Below are 24,018 nucleotides of genomic sequence, written 5' to 3' on the forward strand. Positions count from 1 at the left end.
GCGGCGTCAGGCGCAGCCCTCGACCAGCTGGATCGTGCCGTTGCCGGCGTGAATGGTCTGCACGCGGCGCTTCAAGTTCGTCTCGAAGCGCACGCCGCGTGTTTCGGGCCGAACCCAATAGGTCAGATATTCCGACGGCAGCCCTTCGTAATGGTGTGGTTCGGCCCGGAGTTTCTTGCCGTAGGCGCGGCGGACCTCTGCGGCGGTTGCGCCGATGCCGATACCGCGCGGTGTCGTTACTCCGCTCGGGTCGCCGATGGAGATGCGCGTCAGCTTGTAGTTCTGGAACATGAACCAGATGCCCTGGTCGCGCCCGACGGGCTGCACCTCCACGCAGGCCTGCTCACTGTCGATGGGCTCGCCCTTCAGGCGGATGTGCAGCGCTCTCTCCACCTGCTGCCGGGTCATTCCGATCCTGGCCGCGCCCCAACCGTCGGGCGTCAGATGTGCCATCGCCGCCGCAGCGACGAAAAGAGAGAGGGCCGGCATCAGTGCTTCCTCCGCTGCTTGCGGTTGGATTCCTCGACGGCCCGAAGCAGGCTCGGCTCATCGGCTGAGCTTACGTCGGCAATCCGCCATTCGCTGCCGCCCCGTTCAAGGCTGAAGCGCGCCTTCCTGGGCTTGTCGCCGGTGAAGCCGATGGAAACCTCCACGACCGCGTTTCGCGCGTCCCGCTGCGACACCTTCACGACCGTTGCGCGCATGCCGGCTGTGTCCTGGCACTGACAAACCGGATCGCCGTCGAGATAGCCGACCTCGCCATTGGCGAGCTTCGAATCTTCTGCCAGTGCCGCGGCGAGGCGCGGGGCAAAAACCCGGTCAGGATGGTCGAAGGGGCTGTAATCGCGGACTCGATAGCTGGCGTACAGGTGCTGCATGAACGCCCTGGGCGTTTCCGCTGCCGGTTGGGCGGCCGCGGCGGCAAGCAGGAACAAGATCATCTCGTTCCTGCCATCTCGAGGATCTTGCGCCACTCATCGTCGCGCACTGGCGCTACCGAGAGGCGTGACTGGCGGATCAACTCCATCGCGGCGAGGCTCGGTTCGGTCTTTATGTCCTTGAGCGTCACCGGACCGATAGCTTTGACAGGCTCGACACGGACGGAGACCCAATCCGGGTCCTTGGGGTCGGGCGCCGCCTCGCGAACGATGCGCATCACACCGACGACGGCCTTGTCGGACATGCTGTGGTAAAGGAACGCTTCGTCGCCCTTCTTCATCGCGCGAAGATGGAGGCGAGCGGCATTATTGCGGACGCCGTCCCACTCTGTTCCGCCGTCGCGGACGAGGTCGTCCCAGCTGTAGCTTTCGGGTTCCGACTTCATCAGCCAGTGCGCCATTACAACACCTCCTGTCCCAGGCTGATACCATCGCCGGTGAGGCGAGCCATACCATCGGCAGGACGAGCCGAAACAGCTGTGGATAAGTGGAAAAGTATGAGCAATTCCAATTCGTTCCGGATTCCGTCCCGAGTCGCGAACGGTTCACCGCCGATCGGTTGGACTCGCGAATAACATACCATATCTGGGTTGCAGCAAATGAGAGCGAGTGAGCCAAGGGCGATTTAGACGCCGGCTCGAGGGCAAGACGGACTTCCCCGCTGGGATAATGAAAGAGCGCTTTCGAGCGCCCCCAGCGGTCGTCCGCCAGGAAAAGGTTACAAGATTAGTGATCAGGCTACTTGGTAGCCGCGGTGCGTCCGCGGTGATGGGAATTGCTATGCTTGCGGTTGGTTCGAGCGCTGGAGCGCAGAACATGGCCGCGCTCAATGTTCCCGCCGCCGTGCGCGCGCTAGACGTTAATGCTGCCGCGAAGCCGCTCGGCGCGGCCGCGAGCACGGTTGCCGCTTCGATGGCCCGTCCGGCGGTTGCCGCTACGACTGTCGTTGCGAACGCGACGGGCGCCATCCTTCAAAGCCAGCCCGCGCAGGCGGTGACGGTGAAGCTGGCTCCTGCCTATGCGACGGAAGCTGCCTGGCTCTACAAGAACGGCTGGCCGCTCTACGCGCTGGTCGACAAGTTCAGTGCCGGCGCAGCTCTCGACGAACAGGCGAATTGCCTGGCGACGGCGGTCTATTTCGAAGCCCGTGGTGAATCGCTGGAAGGACAGATGGCGGTTGCGCGCGTCGTCATGAACCGCGCCGCTTCAGGCAGATATCCGCCCGATTGGTGCAGCGTCGTGAAGCAGCCGGCGCAATTCTCTTTCGTCCGCAACGGTCAGTTCCCGACGGTCGACACCAACTCCACCGCGTGGGCGCGAGCGCAGGGCATCGCCCGTCTTGCCGCCGCGAATATCGTTCCGAGCGTTGGCCAAGACGTGCTCTGGTATCACGCGACCTACGTCGCGCCGGGCTGGGGCCACCGCCTCAGCATGGTTCAGAAGATCGGTGCGCACCTGTTCTATCGTTCGTAAGAGATCCAAATTTGGACGGGTGAAGGCGTCCGCAGCGTAAAGTTGCGGGCGCCTTCTTCGTTTCGGCGCTTGGACGCGCCGCCCTGGCGATAACCGCGTTCACAGGGGATTCGCGCCGCGCCCGATCCGCGCAACGATCAACCGACGGATTTTCCAGCCGGAATTTTCGCGAGCTGATCGGGGAGGCTCAAAGCAGTGCTCAGGATCCTAATCGTCGAAGACGACACGCAGCTCGCGCAGACGATGAAGTATCTGGTCGAGGACAATCCCCGTTACAGGGTCATTGCCATGGCCGAGGATGCCGACAGCGCGATCGCGGCCGCGGAAGAGCATGACCCGCATCTCGTTTTGCTCGACCTTCACTTGGCGCATGGATCGACCGGATTTTCGGTTGCGGTGCGGCTCAACGATCTCGGCGTGCCGTGCCTGTTCGTCAGCGGCAAGGCGCCGCGCTTTTCGATGGCGGATTTGGCGCTCGGATGCCTTATGAAGCCGTTCACGGCCGAGGAGATGCATCGATCGCTGGCGACTGCCGAAGACCTGCTGCGCGGGCGCGAGGCGGTGCGGCCGAAGCCGCCGGTGAATTTGACGCTTTATGATGCGAACGCGGAAATGGAGCCGGCCGAGCCCGGATTCATCCCTTCAAAGCTGTCCTTGCGCACCCGCTTCGAGAACTGGATTTCGGGCCAGCATCACTAAAGCCGCATGCGACCCCGGCGGGGCTCGCGCAGCCCCAGTGTTTCCTCCGTTAGCCTCGCTCCGGCGTTGAGAAGAGCCTGCCGCCGACCCTTGATGGACGCGCCGCGCTGGACATCTTCAAATGGGAGCAGCGACGCGATCGCCGGATGGTCGAGCGTGCGATTGACGAACCCGGCGGTACGGGGCCAGTGGGAGTCGTCGGTTTCGAACCCGGCATAGGCCCCATTGCGGAAGAAGGTGGCGATGGAGATGTCGGCGATGCCGATTTCGCCGAACAGGAAGCCGGCTGCGGGCAGTTCGCCTTCGAGATAGTTGAGCGCCTCAGGCAAGTCCTCTTCGAGCGCCTTCCGCACACGCTCCTCGTCGGTCGGCTCGTTCCATACCATCGGTCGCACGACCTTCTGGTAGAAAAGGGACCAGATGAAGAGATCGCCAAGACGCGTATCGGCATATTCCTCGAGCCAGCGCGCGCGAGCACGCTCGGCGGGGCTCGCCGGAAGCAGCGCGTGGCCCGGGTAGGCTTCGTCGAGATAGGCGCAGATTACCGACGAATCGCTCATGGTGACGTCGCCGTCGATGAGGATGGGGATGCGCCGTAGTGGGCTCAGGCGTTCGAACTCGTCATTGCCGTAGAAGGGCGTGATCGGGTCGATCTGATAGTCCAGCCCCTTGAGGTTGAGGCAGGCGAGCACCTTGCGGACATAAGGGCTGACAAAGCTGCCGATAATCGTGCGCGGCCGTTTCATGGTGCAGGAAATGCAGCGGTTTGGCGCGGCCCGCAAGGTGAGGCTGGACTCCTTTCGATGCGCACGCTACAAATGTAGCGCATAGCATTTCAGCCAGGATTACAGCCATGCGTTCGATTGTCCCCCTCTTCGCCTTTGCGCTTGCCGCGGCAGCGCCTGCAATTGCCGCAGAGAACATCCCTGTTGCAGCCTTCAAGAATGTCGAGCTTCGCGGCGGGGGCGAGGTCGTGCTCGTTCCCGGCCCAACCCAGCAGGTGACGATCCTCGACGGCAGCAGCGCCTACACGCGTTTCAGCGTCGAAGCGGACCACCGCTTGCGCATCGATGCGTGTAACAATCGCTGTCCGCAGCATTACCGGCTGCGCATCGAAATACAGAGCCCGACGGTCCCGGGCGTTGGCGTGCGTGGCGGCGGATCGATTCGCGCGCAAAGCGGCTTTGCGCCGCAGGGCAACGTCGCGGCCGGCGTCGACGGCGGCGGCACGATCGACCTTCGCGCAGTCGACGGAAGCTCAGTTGCAGCCGGGATTAACGGCGGCGGCGTGATCATGGTTCGCGCGCGCGGAACGCTGGCGGCCGGCGTGAACGGCGGTGGCGAGGTGCGCTACTGGGGCAATCCACAGGTCACGTCCGCTATCCAGGGCGGCGGCCTGGTCCGCCGCGGCGGCTAGGGAAGCTCGATTACCTCAGCGCCGCCCGGCCCGAACTTGAGGCCGACGGTCAGGAGCGCACGGAAGGCGTTGTAGCCGCCGGTGCCCGGATGGAAGGCGTGGAAGAATAGTTGCGGCTGGTCGTCGAGGCCGGGCGCGACGGAAGCGTGGCCCGGCGCTGTCCACTCGCGCGTGGACTTGAGCAGAGGCTCGCCCTGCTTGACGTAGGGGCCGAGCGGATGGTCGGCGACGGCAACACCGATACCGTAAGACGGAGTGGAGAAATCGTTGCCGGCGTAAAATAGCCAGTAGCGCCCGTCCTGCCGGGTTACGAACGGACCCTCAATCAGATGTCCTTCCCAGTCGAGGTCGTTGCAGAGCACGATCTTGTCTTCGCCGAGCAGCGAACGGCCATCAGCGGCGATGCGCTGTGCCCGGATGGGCGTCGACATGGCTTCGAGGATGGCTGGGGCCAGTCCGAATTCGACGAGCGCAGCCTTTACGCGCTGCCAGTTGGCGAGCGCCGCCTCGATCAGCGGCTGCATGGCGAAGAAGCGCACCATCGGACGCTGCTGGTTGGCCCAGGGAACGATGGCGGCAGAGAACGCGGCGGTGCGGCGGGCCGGCTCACTGTCGAACAAGCGCTCGATCAGCTCGGGATACCTCCCCAGGAGCATCGCCAGCGGTCGCGGCCAGATCCCGTTCGTGTCGTCCTTCCAGAACAGATAGTTCGTTCCGTCCGTATCCGTGAACAAGTGGGAGTCGATGACGCCGCCGCTCATCAGCGGCTGCGCGGCGTCATAACCCAGCCCGGTCGTGTTCATCGGCTTGCCGGTGATCAGCGGCTGGCCATTGTCGACCCACGGGCCGGACGGCGAGCTGCTTCGTGCGAGGCCGATCGCCAGCGCGTTGTTCGCCTGCCGCGCGGTGAAGACCAGCCAATATTCGTCGCCGACGCGCGCCATTTCGGGTGCCCAGAAGTCGGCGACGTTGCGGCCCTTCCCCGCCCACGCCGGCTCCTGGCCCGACGGAAATGCGAAGCCGCGCGGCTCCCAATGCGATTGGTCGGCCGAGTGGAGGATGGGGAAGGCGTCGGGCGCGTCATTCGATGTCGCGACCAGCCAGTAATCCTCGCCGTCCTTGAGCACCGCCGGGTCGCCGTAACCGACCAGGATTTGCGGGTGGACGTTCTCGGTCAGCAAAGGGTGCCAACGCAGCGTCGGAGCCGGTCGCTCGACCTCGTCGGCGAAGATTTCAGGCAATCGCGTGCCGAAATCGCGGTGGAGCTCGCGGAAGAAGGCGCTGAAACCCTGCTGTGTGCCGGTCGGAACCACATAGCTCTTCGCGGGCCGGCCGCGGATTGCGACTTCGATGCGAAAACCTTCGCCTTGTGCGGCGGCATCGACCTGGAAGCTGGGCATGAATGGCGGGGATAAGTGCCTGCGGCGTTTGTGAGAACCCCTTCCGGGTCGCGCCGGGGCGTTTTATGGTTGGCACGTGGGGGCAGAGGACCTTGTGCTGGCAATCGACCAGGGCACGACGTCAAGTCGCGCGATCCTGTTCGATTCCGGCGCGCGTGCGGTCGCGGTCGCGCAGCGCGAGCTGGAGCAGCATTATCCCGGCCGCGGCTGCGTTGAGCACGATCCCGAGCAGATCTGGAACGATACGCTTGCAGTCGTTCGGGAAGTCCTCGGCAGCGTCGATGCGGCGCGGGTGGCGGGCATCGGCATCACCAACCAGCGTGAGACCGTGGTCGTTTGGGACCGCGCCACGGGCGAGCCAATCCATCGCGCCATCGTCTGGCAGGACCGGCGCACCGCCGATGTCTGCGAGCGCCTGCGGAGCGAGGGCGCGGAAGAGCTGGTGCGGGAGCGGACGGGGCTGGTGCTCGACCCCTATTTCTCGGCGACCAAGATCGCGTGGGTCCTCGACAATGTGCAGGGAGCGCGAGCTCGGTCCGAGCGGGGGGAACTCGCGTGCGGCACGATCGACTGCTTCCTGCTGTGGCGGCTAACTGGCGGGGAGGTGCACGCGACCGACATCACCAATGCCTCCCGCACGTCGCTGTTCGAAATTCGCCGGCAGTGCTGGGATGGGGAGCTGTGCCGGCTGTTCGAAGTGCCGGCGCTGCTGCTGCCCGAGGTGCATGACAACAGCGGGATTTTCGGAACGACGGCGCCGGGCCTGCTCGAGCGTGCGCTGCCAATTGCTGGAATGGCAGGGGATCAGCAGGCGGCCCTGTTCGGGCAGGCCTGCTTCGAACCGGGCATGACCAAGTCGACCTACGGCACCGGTTGCTTCATGTTGGTGAACACGGGTGACGAGCCAGTCACGTCACACCACCGTTTGCTTACCACGCCGGCGTATCGACTGGGCGGGCGCACCGCCTACGCGCTCGAAGGATCGATCTTCGTCGCAGGCGCGGCCGTCAAATGGCTGCGCGATGGCCTCAACGTCATAGCTCAAGCAGCTGAGACACACGGTCTCGCCACCACCGTGCCTGACAGCCATGGCATCTACCTGGTGCCGGCGTTCGTTGGTCTCGGCGCACCTCATTGGGATCCGAACGCGCGAGGCGCGATCTACGGGCTGACGCTCAACGCCACCGGCGCGCATCTAGCTCGGGCGACCCTCGAGGCGGTGGCCTACCAGTCGCACGACCTTCTGGAGTGCATGGCCAAGGATTTTCCGGGCGGCGCAGCGACAATGCGCGTGGACGGCGGGATGGCGACCAATGGCTGGCTCTGCCAGTTTCTCGCCGACATCCTTCAGATACCTGTCGAGCGGCCCGCGAATGTCGAGACCACGGCGCTAGGCGCGGCGTTCCTTGCCGGGCTGGCGACCGGGGTCTGGGCCGATTTAGACGCGTTGCAACGGACCTGGCAGCGGCAGGCGATCTTCGAACCGCGAATGGATCAAAGGCTCCGCCAGCAGCTGCTAGAGGGATGGCGCCAAGCCGTCGCGCGCACGCTCGGCTAGCCGCAAGAAAAGGGCGCCGCGAACGGCGCCCAAGTTGATCAAAAAGTCTTTCTTCAAGCGGCGGTCAGCGCTCCTTTGCGCTTGGACCGCATCTGGAACCCGATACCGCCGAAACCCAGCAGCATCATCGCCCAGGTAGCTGGTTCGGGCACCGATGGCGTCTGACCGACCGCGAAGTCATAACCGACGGCGCCACCCTGTCCGGTCGTCAACGTGACATGATCGGCAAGCGCGGAGAAGGTCGCACCGGCGCCGCCACCTTGACCTACGCCAAAGGCGCTGATGAAGGCATCGGCCGAGAATAAATCACCCCAATCCGCCGCCGTGTGCATGATGTACGACCCCGAGCCGCAGCCGCCCGTTCCGACGTATCCGCAACCCGCGAGATACTGCCAGAATAGGTCGCCGGCGCCGACGCTGTCGGCGGTGCCGATCGTGTATCCGCCATTGTAGGCGGCCTCCCAGATCAGCTCAGAACGAGCTGCCCCATCCTGAACATAGATGCGGAAGGCCGGCGACTGAACGCCGGCACTGCCACCGTCATACACCAGGTAATCGCCAGTCAGGCTGACGATGTCGTTGGCCGCGCCGTAATTGTGGTCCGGGACATAATTGTTGCCGTTGAGCACGCGCGTGCGGTCGCCGGTCAATTGGAGCGATCCGTTGGCGTCGAGGGCGGGATTCGCCGTGATCGTCGCGGACGATCCCGGGTTCATTTCGCCGGGCGGGGCGGCAACGCCCTGTGTGCCATCCAGTGTCGTAATCGTGGTCACGGTCGCCACAGCCGGCGTAGCGACAAGCGTTAGCGACGCTCCTGCTGCAAGTGCTGCAATATGTTTACGCATTACTTCTCCCTGTTTTGGGATTGAGAAATCGACTTTGTCAGCCGGCCTTATCCCGTTTTGATGAGGTCCAAGACGCGCTCATTCAGGCTCATACGCCATCTCCGGGAACCAACTGGCCCCCCGGATTATGCGTTAACGAAATACTAATCGAGTCAATTTTTCAAATTTGTAGCTAACATACATTGTATTTGATCTGTGTCCGACATGAGCGGACACGGCCTTTGATGGCGAAAAAATCAGCGACGCTAGGCGGAAGGAACCGCAGACCAAAACAGGTGGATGCCCCGCGAGGATTCGAACCTCGATTGACGGAGTCAGAGTCCGTAGTCTTACCTTTAGACGACGGGGCAGCGCGATAGTCGCGAAGGCGGGCGAGATACGAATGCCTATCCAAGGTGTCAACGCCGGGAACAGCCTCAAGTTTTCGGCTTTGCCTTGCCCTAACCGGTACATTTGTGATTAAAACCGGATCAAGTCAGCCGCGCCATCCGCGCGGTGAAGAAAGATTGGGCGTGTGTCATGGCGAATGGTGTCGCCAGTGCGCCGGCTCTGCAGCAGGGGATCGAGCAGAGCGGGCCATCAGATCCGAGACCGCATGGCAAGCGGGATGGCCATCGCCACACCTATGGCGCGATCGATTTGGGCACCAACAACTGCCGGCTTCTCGTTGCCCGCCCTAACGACATTGGCTTCACCGTCATCGACGCTTTCTCGCGGATCGTCCGCTTGGGCGAGGGCTTGTCGCAAAGCGGCAAGCTGTCCCAGGAAGCGATGGACCGCGCAGTCGGGGCCTTGTCGATCTGTGCCGACAAGCTCCGGCGCCGCAACGTCTCGCTGTCGCGCTCGGTCGCGACCGAGGCCTGCCGCCGCGCAAGTAACGGCCGCGAATTCGTCGAGCGGGTACGCGACGAGACTGGCATCGCCCTCGACATCATCGAGCCGGCGGAAGAGGCCCGGCTTGCCGTGCTCGGCTGCCACAAGCTTCTGGAACCGGGCGACGGTCCGGCCCTGATCTTCGACATCGGCGGGGGATCGACCGAGCTGGTGCTGATCGACCAGGAGCAGGGCGTTCCACAAATCCGTGCCTGGTGGAGCGCGCCGTGGGGTGTCGTCTCGCTGACCGAGAGCGAGGGCAAGGAAGCACTTGAAGGGCCCGACCGAATGCTCGCCTACAAGCGCATGCGGGAGCGCGCGCGCCGGGCTTTCCACAACTTCTCGACGATGTTGCCGGAGGACAAGGAGGGAATCCGGCTGCTCGGGACCAGCGGCACGGTGACGACTCTGGCCAGCGTGCACCTTGCGTTGCCGTCCTACGACCGACGTGCGGTGGACGGACTGCACGTGCCGATCGAGGCGATGCAGGACATCAGCAACATGATCGCGGGCATGGATTATCGCGAGCGCTCTGGACTGCCCTGCATCGGCAGCGAGCGGGCGGACCTGGTCGTTGCGGGTTGCGCCATCCTGGAAGCGATAATGGAAATCTGGCCGGCCAAGAAATTGGGCGTTGCCGACCGCGGCATTCGCGAGGGGATTCTACGCTCGCTCATGGCGCGCGACGGCTGGACCTTGTGAAGCGGGTCAAGACGGCCAAGGGCCGCAAGGTTTCCTCGACACGCTGGCTCGAACGGCAACTCAACGATCCTTACGTGCAGCGGGCGAAAGCGGAGAATTACCGAAGCCGGGCGGCCTACAAACTGCTCGAGCTCGACGAGAAGTTCGGGCTGCTGAAGGGCGTGAAGGCAGTCGTTGACCTTGGCATTGCCCCGGGCGGCTGGAGTCAGGTGGTGCGGCGGCGGACGCCGCAGGCGCGTGTGGTGGGCATCGATTTGCTTCCGACCGATCCGCTGGACGGCGTTACCATCCTGCAGATGGACTTCATGGCCGAGGACGCGCCCGGCAAACTGCGCGAGGCTCTAGGAAGCGAGGCGGATCTCGTCTTGTCTGACATGGCGGCCAACACCGTCGGACATCAGCAGACGGACCATCTTCGGACGATGGCGCTGGTCGAGACCGGCCTCGAGTTCGCGCGCGAAGTGCTGCGGCCGGGGGGCGCTTATGTCGCTAAGGTTCTCGCTGGCGGTGCTGACAATCATCTGGTCGCGGAACTCAAGCGCAGCTTCGCCACGGTGAAGCACGCCAAGCCGCCGGCCAGCCGCAAGGATTCGAGCGAATGGTATGTCGTGGCGCAGGGCTTCAAGGGAGCGCCCGAACAGGCTAGCTAGTCCCATTAGCCGCGGGGGATGTGGTGGCCGAAGAGCAACGCAAGAGCTTCCTCGCCAGGCTGGGACCCGGCCTTATCACCGGCGCGGCGGACGACGATCCGAGCGGAATCGGCACCTACAGCCAGGTCGGTGCGCAATTCGGCTACGGTCTCTCATGGACACTGCTGTTCAGCCTGCCCTTCATGACGGTGACCCAGAATGTCGCCGCGCAGATCGGGTCGGTCACGGGGCGGGGGATCGCGGCCAATCTCAGGCGTCATTATCCGCGGCCGTTGCTGTGGGGTGCGGTGTCGCTCTTGCTGCTCGCCAACGTCATCAATCTCGGCGCGGACCTCAGCGCGATGGGGGCGGTGATGCAGCTGCTGCTCGGGGGGAGCATGTTCGCCTACACGCTCGGCTTCGGTGTGCTCTGCGTCTTGCTCGAGGTGCTGCTGAGCTACCAGCACTACGCGTCGGCCCTGAAGTTCACGACGCTCAGCCTGTTTGCTTACGTGGCGGTGGTGCTGTCGGTGCATGTCCCATGGGGTGAGGCGCTGCAGTCGCTGCTCATTCCGCATATCGAATGGACCGCGGCATTCGCGGCAGGATTTGTGGCTATCCTGGGGACGACGATCAGCCCCTATCTCTTCTTCTGGCAGGCGGCGCAGGAGATCGAGGAGGAGCGCCGCAGCCATTCCAAGCCGCTCTACGTGGCGCCGCGTCAGGCTGGGCCGGAAATGGCGCGCATCCGTCAGGACACGCTGATCGGGATGACTTTCAGCAATTTGATTGCGATCTTCATCGTCTTCGCCGCCGCCGCGACATTGCATGTGCAAGGCATCACGACGATCCAGACGGCATCGGAGGCGGCGGAAGCATTGCGGCCGGTGGCCGGACGGTTTGCCTTCCTGCTGTTCGCGATGGGCATTATCGGAACGGGGCTGCTTGCCGTGCCGGTGCTCGCGGGTTCGGCCGCCTACGCCGTGTCCGAGATGCTGGGGCGCCCGGCAAGCCTCGACGCCAAGCCGCAGAAGGCACGGCTGTTCTACGCCACGATTGCCGTGACGACGCTGGTCGGCGCGCTGCTGCAGTATATCGGCATCAATCCGGTCCGCGCGCTTTACTGGAGCGCGATGATCAACGGCGTCCTAGCAGCGCCGCTCATGACAGTCATGATGCTTATTGCGACGAATGGGCGAGCGATGGGGCACCTGACCCTGTCGCGCTGGAATGTGCTTCTCGGTTGGGCGGCGACGGCGGTCATGGTGACCGCCACGGTCATTTTCTTCGCAACGTCTTTCTAGCTCGCGCGCCGGGCTTTCGCGATCGCGTCCTTAAGCGCGTCATAGCCGACGGCGCCGTTCAGCACTTTGTCGCCGACGATGAACAGCGGGGTGCCGGTCGCGCCGAGCTGTCCGGCGAGACCGAAGTTGCGCTTGAGCTCTGCCTCGATCTCCGGGTCGTTTCGAGCTGCCGGGGCAACCGCGGCGGCCTGTGACGCTGCGGCGATCGTATCCGCGGCAGGTCGGCCGGCACCCCATAGAGCATCATGGAACTGGGCGAAGCGTCCCGCCTTCGATGCCTGCAATGATACGCGCGCTGCGGTCAGGCTGTCGGGCCCAAGGATCGGCAGCTCGCGATAGACGACGCGCAAGCCCTTATCCTCCTTGAGCAGGCGGTCGATGAAGGGGTTACTCGCTTTGCAATACGGGCAGGCATAGTCGTAGAATTCGACGAGCGTGACGTCGGGCTTGGCGGCGCCCTTCCACGAGCTTGCGAACGGCGTCTCGATGGCGGCGCGGTTGGCCTGCAGCACCGGCTGGTACTGCGCGTCGCGCATGGCATCGACGGTGTCGGAAAGGATTGCCGGGTCGGCGAGGAGCCCCTGGCGGACCATCCGGCTCGCAAGAAAGTCGGGTGCCGCGACGATGAGCGCGACCGCCGTCAGCACCGAACCGATGACGCCACCCGCGATCGCCGCCCCCAAGGTTCCGCTACTCCGGGCGGGAGGCGGCGCTACGGTCTCATTCACTAATCGCGCTCTTTCCTGTCTTTTTTGTTCGCGAGCTGCGCCTTGGACACCATGGCGATGTCCTGCGCGCGAAGCCAGTCGGGCGTATTGGGCGGAATGCCCTTCATTGCCAGCTCCGCGCTTGCCAGGGCCAGCTTCGGATCGTCCTCGAGGTTCTTGCGCTCGGCCGTCGCCAGTGCCGCGCGGGCGTCGTCGCCCTCGCGATCGTAGATGACGCCAAGCTGGTACCAGGCAAACGGGTCCTGATTGTCCCTGTTCACGGCGACCTTGAGGATCTGTTTCGCTTCGGCAAAATTCTTCGGGTCCTCGGTCGCCACCAGCGCGTGGCCCAGCATGGCGGCGATCAACGGCATTTCGCCGGAGCGCTGGACGGCCTCGCGGAGCGGTGGAATGGCTTCCTTGGGCTTACCGCCTTCCAGCAGAATCTGGCCTTTGAGCTCGAGGAAGAATGGATCGTGGGGGTCGGTCGCGAGGAGCGCATCGGCTTCCGAGTTCGCTTTGTCGGGGTAGCCGCCGAGGTGATAGGCGTAGGCGCGGGCATAATGCGCGGGAACGGTCTGGTTGCTCTCCGGATATTTCTGGGTAGCGAGCTTGGGATCGACGAAGCCGATCAGCTTCGCCTTCACGCGCTCGAAGCGCGCCTCGAGCTTGGGGTCGACCGGCTTGCCCCAGGCGGGATCGCTCTGGAACGCCTGCTGCAGCGCCTGGACGCGTTCCGAGGAGAGGGGGTGGGTGCGGTCGTAACTGTCCTTCGCGTAGATCGCGAGGCGATATTCCTGGTTCTGAAGCTTGTTGAAGAAGTCGAGCATCCCCTTGCCGCTGAGTCCGGCGCCATGGAGATATTTGACCGCAGCGGCGTCCGCGGTCGCTTCCTGTGAGCGAGTGAAGGCGAGAAACTTGCTCATCGCTGCCTGCTGTCCCGCCATCATGATGGCCATGCCGGCGTCGCCCGCGCCCGCAGCGAGCGCGAGGGCGCCCAGCACAAGGGTAGCGAGCGAAATGCCGGTGGCGGCCTTGGCGCCCTCCTGAAGGCGGATCGAGTGGCCACCAGCGACGTGGCCGAGCTCGTGCGCGATCACGCCCTGCAGCTGGCCGACATCGTCGGCTGCGACCAGCAGACCGGTCTGAATGTAGACCGTCTGGCCAGTGGCGACGAAAGCGTTGATCTCCGGATCGTTCAGCAGGACGACCTTGACGCTGTTCGGGTCCAGCCCTGCCGCCTTGATCAGAGGGCGCGAGACATCCCGGAACAGCAGCTCGGTTTCGCTGTCGCGGAGGATCGACCCGTCCTCGGCTGCGGCCGGTCGGGCCGGGCCGAACGTGAACAGCAGCGCGACCATCAGCAGGCGCGCGAAGCGGGCGACCGGCGACTTCATGGGCTGCCGATTACCACCTTTTCCGCTGAACCTCAGATGAAAAAGACGAGGGGACCGTCCCCGACCGGACACTCCCCATCGCCCTTATCCGAATGTCTTCTGCCACCAGCCGCGGCGCGGCTCACCGGCTTCCTCGGTTTCGGCAGCCTCTGCCGAGTCGTTGTTCGCGGCGCGAACGGGAGCGGGCTCAGAAACGCGAGCGGGTTCCGCTTCAGCTTCGGCAGCTACAGCGGCCTTCGTCCGGCGTTTGCGCGCCGGCTTGGCCGGCGTAGCGGCTTCTTCCGCGGTCTCTATGGTCGGCGTTTCGACGGGCGTGGGTTCGACGACCGCCGCTACCTCGGCCTCGGCAGCCTTCCTGGAACGGCGGCGCCTCGGCTTCGGCTCCTCGGCAGGCTCGGTAGCAGCGATCGGCGGCTCGTCCTCGGTCGGGTGTTCCACAATCGGCGAGCTGTTCGCCTCAACTACCGGCTGCTCGGCATCGCCTGACACGGTCTTGCGGCCACGACGACGGCGGCGGCTCTTAACCGGCGCCTCTTCGTCGCCAGTTTCGGCTTCAGGCTGCGGTGCGCTCGGCACGGCCTCCGCCTCGGGCTGCGCGTCGCCTTCGGCGGCGATTTGCTCCTCGCCACCCTCGCGACGGCGACCACGGCCACCCCGGCGGCGGCGCCGGCGACGTCGGCCCGGGCGGTCGCCCTCCTGACGCTCGCCGTCCTGGCGTTCGCCCTGATCGCGGCTCGCCTCGCGCTCTTCCTCTTCCTCTTCTTCGTCCTCGGCCTCGTCTTCTTCGTCGGCGTAGGTCTCGCTATCGTCGACCTCGTCCTCGATGCGCGGAAGTTCCTGCGGACGCGGCACGGCGACCGGGCGCGGACCGGAGCTGTCGACCGCCATCTTGGCGCCTTCGAAACTCTCGTCGATCAGAACCTCGATCGAAACGCCGTAGCGCTGTTCGATGTCGGCAAGTTCGGCGCGCTTCTTGTTGAGCACGTAAACGGCAGCTTCGCGACCGGCACGCAGCGTGATGCGGTCGCCGCGGCCGCGAGCAGCCTCGTCCTCGATGATGCGGAGCGCAGACAGGCCCGCCGAGGCGGCGGTGCGCATCAGGCCCGTGCCTTCGCAGTGCGGGCACGGCTTGGTCGACGCTTCGAGCACGCCGGTGCGAAGGCGCTGGCGGCTCATCTCCATCAGGCCGAAGCTCGAGATGCGACCGACCTGGATGCGGGCGCGGTCGTTCTTGAGCGCCTCTTTCATCGCTTTCTCGACCTTACGAACATGGCTGTTCTGTTCCATGTCGATGAAGTCGATGACGACGAGGCCGGCCATGTCGCGGAGGCGAAGCTGGCGCGCAATTTCCTGCGCCGCTTCGAGATTGGTCATGAACGCGGTCTGCTCGACATTATGCTCGCGCGTCGAGCGGCCCGAGTTGATGTCGATCGAAACCAGCGCCTCGGTCGGATTGATGACGAGGTAGCCGCCCGACTTCAGCTGCACGAGCGGTTGATACATCGCGCTCAGTTGGTCCTCGACGCCGTAGCGCTGGAAGAGCGGAGTCGCCTCGCTATGCAGCGATACGCGCTTCACATGGCTCGGCATCAGCAACTTCATGAAGCCGCGGCCGGCCTTGTAGCCTTCCTCGCCCTCCACGATCACTTCGTCGATTTCGCGGTGATACAGGTCGCGGATCGCGCGCTTGATGAGGTCGCTGTCGCGGTAGATCAGCGCCGGCGCCGTGCTCTTGAGCGTGCGCTCGCGAATTTCGTCCCACAGGCGGGCGAGATAGTCGAAGTCGCGCTTGATCTCGGTCTTGGTGCGCGACAGGCCAGCGGTGCGGACGATCAGGCCCATCGTCTTGGGCAGGCTGAGGTCCGACATGACCTGCTTCAGGCGCTTCCGGTCGGCGCCGTTCGAAATCTTGCGGGAGATGCCGCCGCCGTGGCTGGTGTTCGGCATCAGCACGCAATAGCGGCCGGCGAGGCTGAGGTAGGTGGTGAGGGCCGCGCCCTTGTTGCCGCGCTCTTCCTTGACGACCTGGACGAGCAGCACCTGACGGCGCTGAATGACGTCCTGGATCTTGTAGCGGCGGCGAAGAGCCTGACGCTTTTTGCGAAGCTCATCGGCGGCGGATTCATCGACCGGCGAGCGCGACGAGCCAGTGCCGGCCTCGGCCGGCGCGGGCGTCTCGTCGCCGAGTTCGCCTTCGACCGTCTCGACGAACTCGTCCGAACCGCGATCGTCGTCGTCATAGTCATCGTCGCCGTAGTCCGCCGAACGCAGCCGCTCCTCTTCGGCAGCGTGCTCGGCTTCCTCGCGGAGCAAGGCTTCGCGGTCGGCTTTGGGGATCTGGTAATAATCGGGGTGGATTTCGCTAAAGGCGAGGAAGCCGTGGCGATTACCGCCGTAATCGATGAACGCCGCCTGCAGCGACGGTTCGACCCTGGTGACCTTGGCTAGATAGATATTCCCTTTGAGCTGCTTGTGCTCAGCGGACTCGAAGTCAAATTCCTCGATCCGGTTTCCCTTTACGACTGCGACCCGGGTCTCCTCCGGGTGGCGCGCGTCGATCAGCATGCGCATGGACATTGAAAATTCTCCGGGCGCGCCCGTGCATCCGGCTAAGCCGGCGGCGCGCAGTGATTACTGCCTCGCCCGCGGCTCTTGATCCGCTGGCAATGGCATGATGTGGTGAATGCGCTTCTGCTGACTGAACCATTTCGCGCCTCGGCGCGAAGAACGCGTCCGCCGTCTCTTCAAGGAGCGGCCGGAGAACGTTCTGTAGCATCATGTCAGCGTCAACCTCGTGAAGCCGCGGACTGGGCGCTTGCACTGACCCATTGCTTGCGGCGGGACCCCGGCGAGCCGGAAATCCCATTCGGGTTAGCATCACGGAGTCTTAGCCGCAACCGTTGTGACCCCGCAGTACTCATAGATGTTCGCGAAATGTCGCCTTAACCATCTTAGGGTGATAGCTTGCCTTGAAGCTCAAACACTTGGCTCGGAACCCGCTTGAAGATCGACTTGCCCCGAAATGCGGCCATCGCTGGTGCCATCGCGCTTCTGACCGCGGTCGGAGGTATGAGCTTTGTGCTCGGCTCGAGCCGCGGTGGCGCGGCTTCGGCGGAAGAAGGGCCCGCGGCAATCGGCGAAGCGCGGGAAGCGAGTCTCACTGTGGCGGTTCCGAACGTCGTCAACGATAAGATTTACGGCGCGGAGACGGCTGCTGGACGGCCGATCGTGGTAATCGATGCCGGCCACGGCGGCCGCGATCCGGGCGCCAGGAGCGTCTCGGGCGAAGTCGTCGAGAAGGATTTGACCCTCGCGCTGGCGAAGGAGCTTCGCGACCAGCTCGTCGAACGCGGCCGGGTGCGGGTCGCGCTGACGCGTGGCGATGATTCCTACCTGACCCTTGAAGACCGCGCGGAAGTTGCGCGGCGGCTAGGCGCGGCGATGTTCGTGTCGTTGCACATGGATAGCGCGCCGAACCCGCTTGCCCGCGGCGCCAGCGTCTATTCGCTGTCGGACGTGGCGTCCGACGCCGAAGCCGCGCGTTTCGCGGCGATGGATAAAGGTTCTGCCGACTCAGTCGAGGGTGGCGGTACGGTCCAGTCGATGCTCGCCGACCTCGTGATGCGCTCGCAGATGAGCGCGTCGGCCGACCTCGCGACCCGTCTCGTAAAGCGGTCGGCGGGCCGTTTCGAGCTTCGGCCGGAGCCCCATAAGTTCGCGGCCTTCCACGTCCTGCGCAGCGCTCATACGCCCGCAGTGCTCTTCGAGGCTGGATACCTCAGCAATGCCGACGACGAGGTGCTCCTTCGCACGCCCCAGCACCGCTCCGATATTGCGCTAGCGCTTGCACAGGCGATCGAAGCCGACGTCGCATCACGCGGACGTCGTTAGAACTTCCGCGACGCAATCGAACCCGCTAGACGCACCAGCCCATGAAGTTCGAGCGTCTGAACGTCCCCAACTGGCCGCTGCCCGACCTCGTCGCGTTCAACCAGCGCGTCCACGATCGGATTGACCCTTGGTTCGCGCGGCGCTGGGTGCGCTGGGGCGCCTATGCTTTTGCTGGCCTGGTCATGCTTGTTGCGGCGATGTGGGTCTATTTCGCGAGCGGTCTTCCGTCGTCGCAGACGTTGCTTGCCTACCAGCCGCCGCTGCCCGCCAACATTCGCGGCTATGATGGAACGCCCATTCAGACGTTTGCGCGGGAGCGCCGCGTCGAGCTTTCCTACGACGAATATCCGCCGATTGTCGTCCACGCCTTCATCTCTGCGGAAGACAAGAACTTCTTCACCCACCCCGGGGTCGACATTACGGGCTTGATCGGGGCGGTCGCGGATTATTCGATCAAGAGCATTATAGGTGGCGGCCGCGCCAAAGGCGGTTCGACGATCACGCAGCAGGTCGCGAAATATCTGCTCCGGGATTCGAGCTATAATGTCGGCCGCAAGGCGCGCGAGGCAATCCTCGCGTTCCGGCTCGAGTCGACGCTGACCAAGCAGCAGATTCTCGAGCTGTACTTCAATTCGATCTTCCTCGGCCGCAACGCTTATGGCGTGCAGGCGGCGTCGCGGGCCTATTTCGACAAGGACGTCAACGAGCTGACGCTTCCGGAGGCGGCCTATCTGGCGGTGCTGCCCAAGGCTCCGTCGAACTATGACCCCGTGCGCGCGACCCAAAAGGCGCTAGACCGTCGCAACTATGTGCTGCGCGAGATGAGCCGCAACGGCTACATCACGGAGGCGCAGTGGCACGAAGCCGCCGCAACGCCGCTCGGCACCATCCGCTACGGCAGCAGCGAAAAGTTCCAGCAACAGGGCGGCTTCTTTATGGAAGAGGTGCGCCGCGAGCTGATCAAGCAGTTCGGCGAAGGCGCCGACGCTGGGGCGAACAGCCTTTATGCCGGCGGCTTGTGGGTGCGATCCTCGATGGACCCGGTGATCCAGGACGCTGCGGCCAAGGCGCTTCGCGATGGCCTGGTCCGGTACGACGGCGGCCGCAGCTGGAAAGATCTGGGCCAGAGCGTGGACCTATCAAAAGATTGGGCAGGGCAACTCGACCGAGCTGCGGTCGGAACCGGCTATGCCGATTGGCTGAAGGCTGTCGTGCTTTCCAAGGGCGACGAGCAGGCGACGATCGGGTTCACCAACGGGTCGCAAGGGACGCTTCCGGCATCGGCCGCAGCCATGCCCGTCCGCGGCGAGGCCACGCGCGCGTTCGACGCGCTGAAGCCCGGCATGATCATCATCGTGAAGCAGACCTCTCCGGGCAGCTGGCAGCTGAAGTCGGTTCCCGCCGTGTCCGGCGGCATGCTCGCCGAGGAGGTGCACACCGGGCGCGTGCTGGCGATGCAGGGCGGCTTCGACGTGGTCGGATCGAGCTACAACCGAGCGGTGCAGGCGCTCCGCCAGCCAGGCTCCGCGTTCAAGCCAATCGTCTATGTCACAGCGCTTGAGAATGGCTTCACGCCCGCCACCATCGAGGAGGACGCGCCATTCTGCGTGTGGCAGGGCGCCGGCCTCGGCAACAAGTGCTTCGTCAATTTCGATCGCCGTTCGGCTGGCCCGCACACGTTGCGCTGGGGCGTCGAGCAATCGCGCAATCTGATGACCGTGCGTGCCGCATCCACCGTCGGCATGGCTAAGATCACTGATACGGCGCGGAAGCTTGGTGTCGGCGACTATGGCAACTTCCTGTCATTCGCGCTGGGCGCTGGGGATACGACGGTGCTTCGGCTGACAAACGCTTATGCGATCCTGGCCAACCAAGGCCGCTCGGTGAAGCCGACCACCATCGATTACGTTCAGGATCGCAACGGCAAGGTCATCTACCGCACCGACAACCGCTGCGCCGTCATGGGCAATTGCAACGCGGCCGACTGGGACGGAAAAGCGATGCCTCGTCCCCCGAGCCGCACGCGCCAACTGCTCGAGCCGATGGCCGCGTTCCAGATGGTCCACATCATGGAAGGCGTCATTCAGCGCGGCACGGCGACTGTTCTGCGCGATCTAGACCGTCCATTGTTCGGCAAGACGGGCACGACCAACGGGCCGACCAACGTCTGGTTCGTGGGCGGAACGCCGGACATCGTCGCCGGGGTCTATCTCGGCTACGACCAGCCGCGGCCTCTCGGCGGCTGGGCACAGGGCGGCCGTATCTCGGCGCCGATCTGGAAGGAATGGGCGCAGACCGCCCTCAAGGATCAGCCCAAGGTCCCGTTCGTGGCGCCGCCGGGGATCCGCTGGGTCCGGATCGACCGCGCGAGCGGCAAGCGCGTCTTCGGCGTTTTCCCGACCGACAACGATCCCAAGGCGCAGGTGATCTGGGAGGCGTTCCAGCCGCAGACCGAGCCGCGTAGAAATTATCGGTCGGTGACGGGCAATCCTTATGACGCCGAAGCGCAGGAAGCGGCACGGCAGCAACAGATCCAGCAATTGCTCGCCGCGCGGCAAGCGGCAAAGGAGCGGTCGGCTGTCCGGCCGGCGCCAGCGGCGACACCGCCGCCATCGACTGGCTTGCCAACGCAGAACAGCCTCTAATAGGGCTTTTCGCTTAGTTCTTTCGAAGGTTGTTTCATTATGCGCGCCGAAGCGCAGGCTCATATCGACCGGATCAATGCCGCAACCGCGCTGCTGCGCCGGTTCCTTGACTGGGACCGGGCGATGAAGCGCCTTGAGGAGCTGAACGCGAAGGTTGAGGACTCGACGTTGTGGGACGATCCCAAGGCAGCGCAGGAGGTCATGCGTGAGCGGCGGCGGCTGGAGGAAGCGATCGGCGCCACGCGGACGATCGAGCGCGAGCTGGCCGACAACATCGAGATGATCGAGCTGGCCGAAAGCGAAGGCGACAGCGCACTGGTCGACGACGCGGTGCAAAGTCTCTCAGAGCTTGCGGACCGCGCCGACCGCGACAAGGTCGCCGCGCTGTTGGCCGGCGAGGCTGACGCCAACAACGCTTATGTCGAGATCAACGCCGGGGCCGGCGGCACCGAGAGCCAGGATTGGGCCGAGATGCTGCAGCGCATGTACACGCGCTGGGGCGAACGGCACGGCATGAAGGTCGAGTTGATCGACCACCATTCGGGCGAGCAGGCGGGCATCAAGTCGGCGACGATCTTGGTCAAAGGCGAGAACGCCTACGGCAATCTCAAGACCGAGAGCGGCGTACACCGGCTGGTGCGGATCAGCCCATATGACGCCAATGCGCGCCGCCACACGAGCTTTTCAAGCATCTGGGTCTATCCCGAGGTCGACGACGACATCGACATTCAAATCAACGAGGCCGAGCTGCGCATCGACACCTATCGGGCGTCCGGCGCGGGCGGGCAGCACGTCAATACGACAGATAGCGCGGTGCGGATCACGCACATCCCGACGGGGATCGTGGTTGCGTGCCAGAACGAGCGATCCCAGCACAAGAACCGCGCGTCCGCGCTCAAGCAACTGAAGGCGCGCCTGTACGAGGCCGAGCTTCAGAAGCGCGAAGCAGAAGCGAATGCTGCCAATGCCGCCAAGACGGACATCGGCTGGGGGCACCAGATCCGCTCCTATGTTCTGCAACCGTATCAGCTGGTGAAGGACCTCCGCACGGGCGTCACCTCGACCAGTCCCAGCGACACGCTCGACGGGGACCTCGATCGCTTCATGGCCGCCGCTTTGTCGCAGCGGGTGACCGGCGAGACCGTCGAGGTCGAGGATGTGGACTAGGGCACTAGCGCTGGGGGCGGTTGCCGCGCTCGCGTCATGCCGCGCGCAGCCGACCGAGCCGAAATTTCCGACTGCGCACCGCGACGTCGCCCCGATCGTTGGCGACGCCTTCTCCACCGAAGATGCGCGCGACCGTGTCGGTGAGGCTGAAGAAGTCATGCAGCTTGCCGAACTGAAGCCCGGCATGTCGGTTGCGGATGTCGGCGCGGGCGAGGGCTATTACACGGTCAGGCTGGCGCCGGTCGTCGGCAAGAAGGGCAGGGTGCTGGCCGAGGATATCGTGCCCGAAGTGCGTGATGGCCTTTCCGACCGCGTTCAGCGCGAGCAGCTGGACAACGTGTCGGTTAAGCTGGGTACGCCGGACGATCCGATGCTGCCGGCAGCCTCGTTCGACCGCGTGCTGATGGTGCACATGTACCATGAGGTTCAATCGCCTTACGCATTCCTTTGGCATTTGCGCGATGGCGTGAAGCCGAACGGACTGGTTGTCGTCGTCGATTCCAACCGCCCCGTCAGCCGTCACGGCATTCCGCCCGCGGAACTGAAGTGCGAGTTCGCCGCGCTTGGAATGCAGCCGGTGAAGTTTCAGATGCTCACCGGCGGCGAGGTCTACTACATGGCCTTCCGCGCGACCGGTCCGAAGCCCGCGCCCGACAAGATCGTGCCCTGCAAGGGCTAGGGCAGGCCCAATTTCCGAAAGCTGGTGCAATGTTCGCCGGCGAAGATCAGATGATCCAGCACCGTGCAATCAACGGCTTCAGCGGCGGTCGCGAGGCGGCGCGTGGCGCGGCAGTCGGATTCACTGGGACGCGGATCCCCGCTCGGATGGTTATGCGCGAGGACGATACCGACGCTGCCGTGCGTCGCGGCGTCGAGGATGATCGTGCGCAGCGGGAACGCGGCGCCCGTCTCGTCGCCCTGGTGCCGCGACAGATGGACGCAGTGCGATTGGTCATCGACATGCGCGACCCACAGGCTTTCTCGCGTGGGGTCGGCGTCGGCCAGGCAGCCGGCAAAGAATTCGGTCGCGGCCCTGAGGCCGCCGAGCTTCAGCGGAAGTTCGGCACGCTGATACTGCATGCCGCTTAGCTAGGAGCGACGCCGAAACCGAGCCATCCCAACCTGATGGAATGCGGAGCCAGCTTTATCCACAACAGATGTTGTTGGGCATCTTGGACGCTGCCCACGCTGTGGTTAGATTGTCCTCCGATGCAGCAATATCTCGACCTGATGCAGCGGATACTCGACGAGGGCGTCGAACAGCAGGACCGCACCGGAACCGGCACCTTGTCGACCTTCGGCGCGCAGATGCGCTTCGACCTTCGCAACGGTTTCCCGCTGCTGACGACGAAGAAGCTGCACCTTCGCTCGATCATCATCGAACTTTTGTGGTTCCTGCGCGGCGATACCAACGTTCGATGGCTGAACGAGCGCAAGGTCAGCATCTGGGACGAGTGGGCGGACGAGGAAGGCAATCTTGGCCCAGTTTACGGCAAGCAGTGGCGCGACTGGGAGACGCCGGACGGACGCCATGTCGACCAGATCAAGAATCTCGTCGATCTTATCCGCAACGATCCCTTCTCGCGGCGGCAGATCGTCACCGCTTGGAACCCGGGCGAAATTCACAGGATGGCGCTGGCGCCTTGCCATTGCCTGTTCCAGACGCAAGTCGCCGCGGGCCGGCTGAACCTGCAGCTTTACCAGCGCAGCGCAGACGTCTTCCTTGGCGTGCCGTTCAACATCGCTTCCTATGCGCTGCTGACCCACATGCTGGCGCGTGAATGCGGGCTTGAGCCCGGCGTGTTCGTCTGGACCGGCGGGGACTGCCACCTCTACTCGAACCACCTCGAGCAGGCTCGGCTCCAGCTGTCGCGCGAGCCTCGCTCTTTGCCGCGGCTAGTGATCAAGGATCGCGGGCAAGATCTGTTCGGCTATGAGGCCGAGGACTTCCAGTTCGAAAATTACGAGCCGCACCCGCATATTTCAGCGCCCGTCGCAGTCTGACGTCACTTCTTCGACACAATCGGAAAATTCCGCAGCCGGAATGGAGCCGTTCCAATTTCGCTGCGTTAGGTTTTGCCGTCAGTTGAGGAGAACAAGAATGCTGCACAAGGTAACCACCGTCGTCTTAATCGGCACTGCACTCGCGCTGGCGGCGTGTAACACGGTCCGTGGCGCTGCCCGCGACGTAAACTCGGTGGCTAATTGCACCGAAAACTCGATCAATGGACGTAACTGCTAAGGTTCATCCGCTAGACAAGTGGCCGTCGCTATGGCCATGGTCGTTCCGCATGCTTAACGGAGGAAGACCATGGTTCGGAAGCTTTTGACTGTTGCGTTGATTAGCGGTGCACTCGGCGCTGCGGCCTGCAA

Annotated in this window: 23 protein-coding genes and 1 tRNA gene; 13 read left to right on the plus strand and 11 right to left on the minus strand. The window is 64.2% G+C overall.

What is annotated here, in order from left to right; all coding sequences use genetic code 11:
- Positions 1-6: 6 nt before the first annotated feature.
- Genes ABD704_RS13020 through ABD704_RS13030 form a run of 3 tightly spaced genes read right to left on the minus strand, consistent with a single transcriptional unit; the run spans position 7 to position 1,339 of the window.
- Positions 7-489 carry a hypothetical protein gene (locus ABD704_RS13020; protein ID WP_344700121.1) on the minus strand — a complete coding sequence of 161 codons (483 nt, stop codon included), beginning with the start codon at positions 487-489 and terminating at the stop codon, positions 7-9.
- Positions 489-941: a DUF3828 domain-containing protein gene (locus ABD704_RS13025; protein WP_344700122.1), complete on the minus strand. Its 453-nt coding sequence runs from the start codon at positions 939-941 to the stop codon at positions 489-491. Before ABD704_RS13025 ends, ABD704_RS13020 begins: the two co-directional genes overlap by 1 nt.
- Entirely contained in the window at positions 938-1,339 is a 402-nt protein-coding gene (locus ABD704_RS13030) for an EVE domain-containing protein (protein ID WP_344700123.1), read from the minus strand. Before ABD704_RS13030 ends, ABD704_RS13025 begins: the two co-directional genes overlap by 4 nt.
- A 415-nt stretch (positions 1,340-1,754) precedes the next feature.
- On the opposite strand from ABD704_RS13030, the gene ABD704_RS13035 reads away from it, so the two are divergent.
- Together ABD704_RS13035 and ABD704_RS13040 are read left to right on the plus strand one after the other, a co-directional pair.
- Positions 1,755-2,411, plus strand: a complete 657-nt coding sequence (locus tag ABD704_RS13035) for a cell wall hydrolase (protein ID WP_344700124.1) — start codon at positions 1,755-1,757, stop codon at positions 2,409-2,411.
- A gap of 195 nt (positions 2,412-2,606) precedes the next feature.
- Positions 2,607-3,110 carry a LytR/AlgR family response regulator transcription factor gene (locus ABD704_RS13040; RefSeq protein ID WP_344700125.1) on the plus strand — a complete coding sequence of 168 codons (504 nt, stop codon included), beginning with the start codon at positions 2,607-2,609 and terminating at the stop codon, positions 3,108-3,110.
- Here the strand turns inward: ABD704_RS13040 and ABD704_RS13045 are convergent.
- Positions 3,107-3,856, minus strand: coding sequence for a glutathione S-transferase family protein (locus ABD704_RS13045; protein ID WP_344700126.1), 750 nt, complete (start codon positions 3,854-3,856; stop codon positions 3,107-3,109). The two genes, ABD704_RS13040 and ABD704_RS13045, sit on opposite strands and share 4 nt — an antisense overlap.
- A gap of 107 nt (positions 3,857-3,963) precedes the next feature.
- Between ABD704_RS13045 and ABD704_RS13050 the strand changes: the two genes are divergently transcribed.
- Positions 3,964-4,527, plus strand: coding sequence for a GIN domain-containing protein (locus tag ABD704_RS13050; protein WP_344700127.1), 564 nt, complete (start codon positions 3,964-3,966; stop codon positions 4,525-4,527).
- Here ABD704_RS13050 and ABD704_RS13055 read toward each other — a convergent pair.
- Entirely contained in the window at positions 4,524-5,927 is a 1,404-nt protein-coding gene (locus ABD704_RS13055) for a glycoside hydrolase family 43 protein (RefSeq protein ID WP_344700128.1), read from the minus strand. The two genes, ABD704_RS13050 and ABD704_RS13055, sit on opposite strands and share 4 nt — an antisense overlap.
- Positions 5,928-6,003: 76 nt before the next feature.
- Here ABD704_RS13055 and glpK point away from each other — a divergent pair, with 76 nt between their 5' ends.
- The gene (gene glpK, locus ABD704_RS13060; RefSeq protein WP_344700129.1) at positions 6,004-7,485 is read left to right on the plus strand and encodes a glycerol kinase GlpK; all 1,482 of its coding nucleotides are present in this window, start codon (positions 6,004-6,006) and stop codon (positions 7,483-7,485) included.
- Between the two features lie 53 nt (positions 7,486-7,538).
- Here glpK and ABD704_RS13065 read toward each other — a convergent pair whose 3' ends face one another.
- Both ABD704_RS13065 and ABD704_RS13070 read right to left on the minus strand, forming a co-directional pair.
- The gene (locus ABD704_RS13065) at positions 7,539-8,330 is read right to left on the minus strand and encodes a PEPxxWA-CTERM sorting domain-containing protein (RefSeq protein ID WP_344700130.1); all 792 of its coding nucleotides are present in this window, start codon (positions 8,328-8,330) and stop codon (positions 7,539-7,541) included.
- Positions 8,331-8,606: 276 nt separating this feature from the next.
- Positions 8,607-8,680 (minus strand) — tRNA-Gln (locus ABD704_RS13070).
- A 169-nt stretch (positions 8,681-8,849) separates the two neighbouring features.
- On the opposite strand from ABD704_RS13070, the gene ABD704_RS13075 reads away from it, so the two are divergent.
- The 3 genes from ABD704_RS13075 to ABD704_RS13085 are packed head-to-tail and all read left to right on the plus strand — an operon-like array spanning position 8,850 to position 11,838.
- The gene (locus ABD704_RS13075) at positions 8,850-9,905 is read left to right on the plus strand and encodes a Ppx/GppA phosphatase family protein (RefSeq protein WP_344700131.1); all 1,056 of its coding nucleotides are present in this window, start codon (positions 8,850-8,852) and stop codon (positions 9,903-9,905) included.
- Positions 9,893-10,555 (plus strand): RlmE family RNA methyltransferase, encoded by a 663-nt coding sequence (locus ABD704_RS13080; protein WP_425565460.1) that lies wholly within the window; start codon positions 9,893-9,895, stop codon positions 10,553-10,555. Before ABD704_RS13075 ends, ABD704_RS13080 begins: the two co-directional genes overlap by 13 nt.
- 23 nt (positions 10,556-10,578) lie before the next feature.
- Positions 10,579-11,838: an NRAMP family divalent metal transporter gene (locus ABD704_RS13085; RefSeq protein WP_344700133.1), complete on the plus strand. Its 1,260-nt coding sequence runs from the start codon at positions 10,579-10,581 to the stop codon at positions 11,836-11,838.
- Here ABD704_RS13085 and ABD704_RS13090 read toward each other — a convergent pair.
- From ABD704_RS13090 to ABD704_RS13100, 3 genes are all read right to left on the minus strand, one after another.
- A complete protein-coding gene (locus ABD704_RS13090) occupies positions 11,835-12,566 on the minus strand; it encodes a DsbA family protein (RefSeq protein ID WP_344700134.1) in 732 nt (243 codons plus the stop codon). The genes ABD704_RS13085 and ABD704_RS13090 overlap by 4 nt on opposite strands.
- The gene (locus ABD704_RS13095; protein WP_425565433.1) at positions 12,566-13,942 is read right to left on the minus strand and encodes a M48 family metalloprotease; all 1,377 of its coding nucleotides are present in this window, start codon (positions 13,940-13,942) and stop codon (positions 12,566-12,568) included. The genes ABD704_RS13090 and ABD704_RS13095 overlap by 1 nt, the downstream gene beginning before the upstream one ends.
- An 84-nt stretch (positions 13,943-14,026) precedes the next feature.
- Positions 14,027-16,519, minus strand: coding sequence for an Rne/Rng family ribonuclease (locus ABD704_RS13100; RefSeq protein WP_344700135.1), 2,493 nt, complete (start codon positions 16,517-16,519; stop codon positions 14,027-14,029).
- A 423-nt stretch (positions 16,520-16,942) separates the two neighbouring features.
- Between ABD704_RS13100 and ABD704_RS13105 the strand changes: the two genes are divergently transcribed.
- The 4 genes from ABD704_RS13105 to ABD704_RS13120 are packed head-to-tail and all read left to right on the plus strand — an operon-like array spanning position 16,943 to position 22,324.
- Positions 16,943-17,833, plus strand: a complete 891-nt coding sequence (locus ABD704_RS13105) for an N-acetylmuramoyl-L-alanine amidase family protein (protein WP_344700136.1) — start codon at positions 16,943-16,945, stop codon at positions 17,831-17,833.
- A gap of 41 nt (positions 17,834-17,874) precedes the next feature.
- Positions 17,875-20,478 carry a penicillin-binding protein 1A gene (locus tag ABD704_RS13110; RefSeq protein WP_425565434.1) on the plus strand — a complete coding sequence of 868 codons (2,604 nt, stop codon included), beginning with the start codon at positions 17,875-17,877 and terminating at the stop codon, positions 20,476-20,478.
- Positions 20,479-20,517: 39 nt separating this feature from the next.
- Complete coding sequence (prfB, locus tag ABD704_RS13115; RefSeq protein WP_344700137.1) at positions 20,518-21,645, plus strand: peptide chain release factor 2; 1,128 nt, start codon at positions 20,518-20,520, stop codon at positions 21,643-21,645.
- Complete coding sequence (locus ABD704_RS13120; RefSeq protein ID WP_344700138.1) at positions 21,635-22,324, plus strand: class I SAM-dependent methyltransferase; 690 nt, start codon at positions 21,635-21,637, stop codon at positions 22,322-22,324. The genes prfB and ABD704_RS13120 overlap by 11 nt, the downstream gene beginning before the upstream one ends.
- Here the strand turns inward: ABD704_RS13120 and ABD704_RS13125 are convergent.
- Positions 22,321-22,725, minus strand: a complete 405-nt coding sequence (locus ABD704_RS13125; RefSeq protein WP_344700139.1) for a JAB domain-containing protein — start codon at positions 22,723-22,725, stop codon at positions 22,321-22,323. The genes ABD704_RS13120 and ABD704_RS13125 overlap by 4 nt on opposite strands.
- A gap of 129 nt (positions 22,726-22,854) precedes the next feature.
- On the opposite strand from ABD704_RS13125, the gene ABD704_RS13130 reads away from it, so the two are divergent.
- Positions 22,855-23,649: a thymidylate synthase gene (locus ABD704_RS13130; protein ID WP_344700140.1), complete on the plus strand. Its 795-nt coding sequence runs from the start codon at positions 22,855-22,857 to the stop codon at positions 23,647-23,649.
- 97 nt (positions 23,650-23,746) lie between these two features.
- Entirely contained in the window at positions 23,747-23,887 is a 141-nt protein-coding gene (locus tag ABD704_RS13135) for an entericidin EcnA/B family protein (protein WP_344700141.1), read from the plus strand.
- The last annotated feature ends 131 nt before the right edge of the window (positions 23,888-24,018 follow it).

It is taken from the genome of Sphingomonas limnosediminicola, from assembly GCF_039537965.1.
GTDB lineage: Bacteria > Pseudomonadota > Alphaproteobacteria > Sphingomonadales > Sphingomonadaceae > Sphingomicrobium > Sphingomicrobium limnosediminicola.

Coding starts and splice junctions, on each gene's coding strand:
- ABD704_RS13030 (WP_344700123.1), bottom strand. CDS start 1,339: ATGGCGCACTGGCTGATGAAGTCGGAACCCGAAAGCTACAGCTGGGAC.
- ABD704_RS13120 (WP_344700138.1), top strand. CDS start 21,635: ATGTGGACTAGGGCACTAGCGCTGGGGGCGGTTGCCGCGCTCGCGTCA.
- ABD704_RS13055 (WP_344700128.1), bottom strand. CDS start 5,927: ATGCCCAGCTTCCAGGTCGATGCCGCCGCACAAGGCGAAGGTTTTCGC.
- ABD704_RS13095 (WP_425565433.1), bottom strand. CDS start 13,942: ATGAAGTCGCCGGTCGCCCGCTTCGCGCGCCTGCTGATGGTCGCGCTG.
- ABD704_RS13065 (WP_344700130.1), bottom strand. CDS start 8,330: ATGCGTAAACATATTGCAGCACTTGCAGCAGGAGCGTCGCTAACGCTT.
- ABD704_RS13025 (WP_344700122.1), bottom strand. CDS start 941: ATGATCTTGTTCCTGCTTGCCGCCGCGGCCGCCCAACCGGCAGCGGAA.
- ABD704_RS13110 (WP_425565434.1), top strand. CDS start 17,875: ATGAAGTTCGAGCGTCTGAACGTCCCCAACTGGCCGCTGCCCGACCTC.
- ABD704_RS13130 (WP_344700140.1), top strand. CDS start 22,855: ATGCAGCAATATCTCGACCTGATGCAGCGGATACTCGACGAGGGCGTC.
- ABD704_RS13020 (WP_344700121.1), bottom strand. CDS start 489: ATGCCGGCCCTCTCTCTTTTCGTCGCTGCGGCGGCGATGGCACATCTG.
- ABD704_RS13045 (WP_344700126.1), bottom strand. CDS start 3,856: ATGAAACGGCCGCGCACGATTATCGGCAGCTTTGTCAGCCCTTATGTC.
- ABD704_RS13125 (WP_344700139.1), bottom strand. CDS start 22,725: ATGCAGTATCAGCGTGCCGAACTTCCGCTGAAGCTCGGCGGCCTCAGG.
- ABD704_RS13135 (WP_344700141.1), top strand. CDS start 23,747: ATGCTGCACAAGGTAACCACCGTCGTCTTAATCGGCACTGCACTCGCG.
- ABD704_RS13075 (WP_344700131.1), top strand. CDS start 8,850: ATGGCGAATGGTGTCGCCAGTGCGCCGGCTCTGCAGCAGGGGATCGAG.
- ABD704_RS13100 (WP_344700135.1), bottom strand. CDS start 16,519: ATGTCCATGCGCATGCTGATCGACGCGCGCCACCCGGAGGAGACCCGG.
- ABD704_RS13035 (WP_344700124.1), top strand. CDS start 1,755: ATGGCCGCGCTCAATGTTCCCGCCGCCGTGCGCGCGCTAGACGTTAAT.
- prfB (WP_344700137.1), top strand. CDS start 20,518: ATGCGCGCCGAAGCGCAGGCTCATATCGACCGGATCAATGCCGCAACC.
- ABD704_RS13050 (WP_344700127.1), top strand. CDS start 3,964: ATGCGTTCGATTGTCCCCCTCTTCGCCTTTGCGCTTGCCGCGGCAGCG.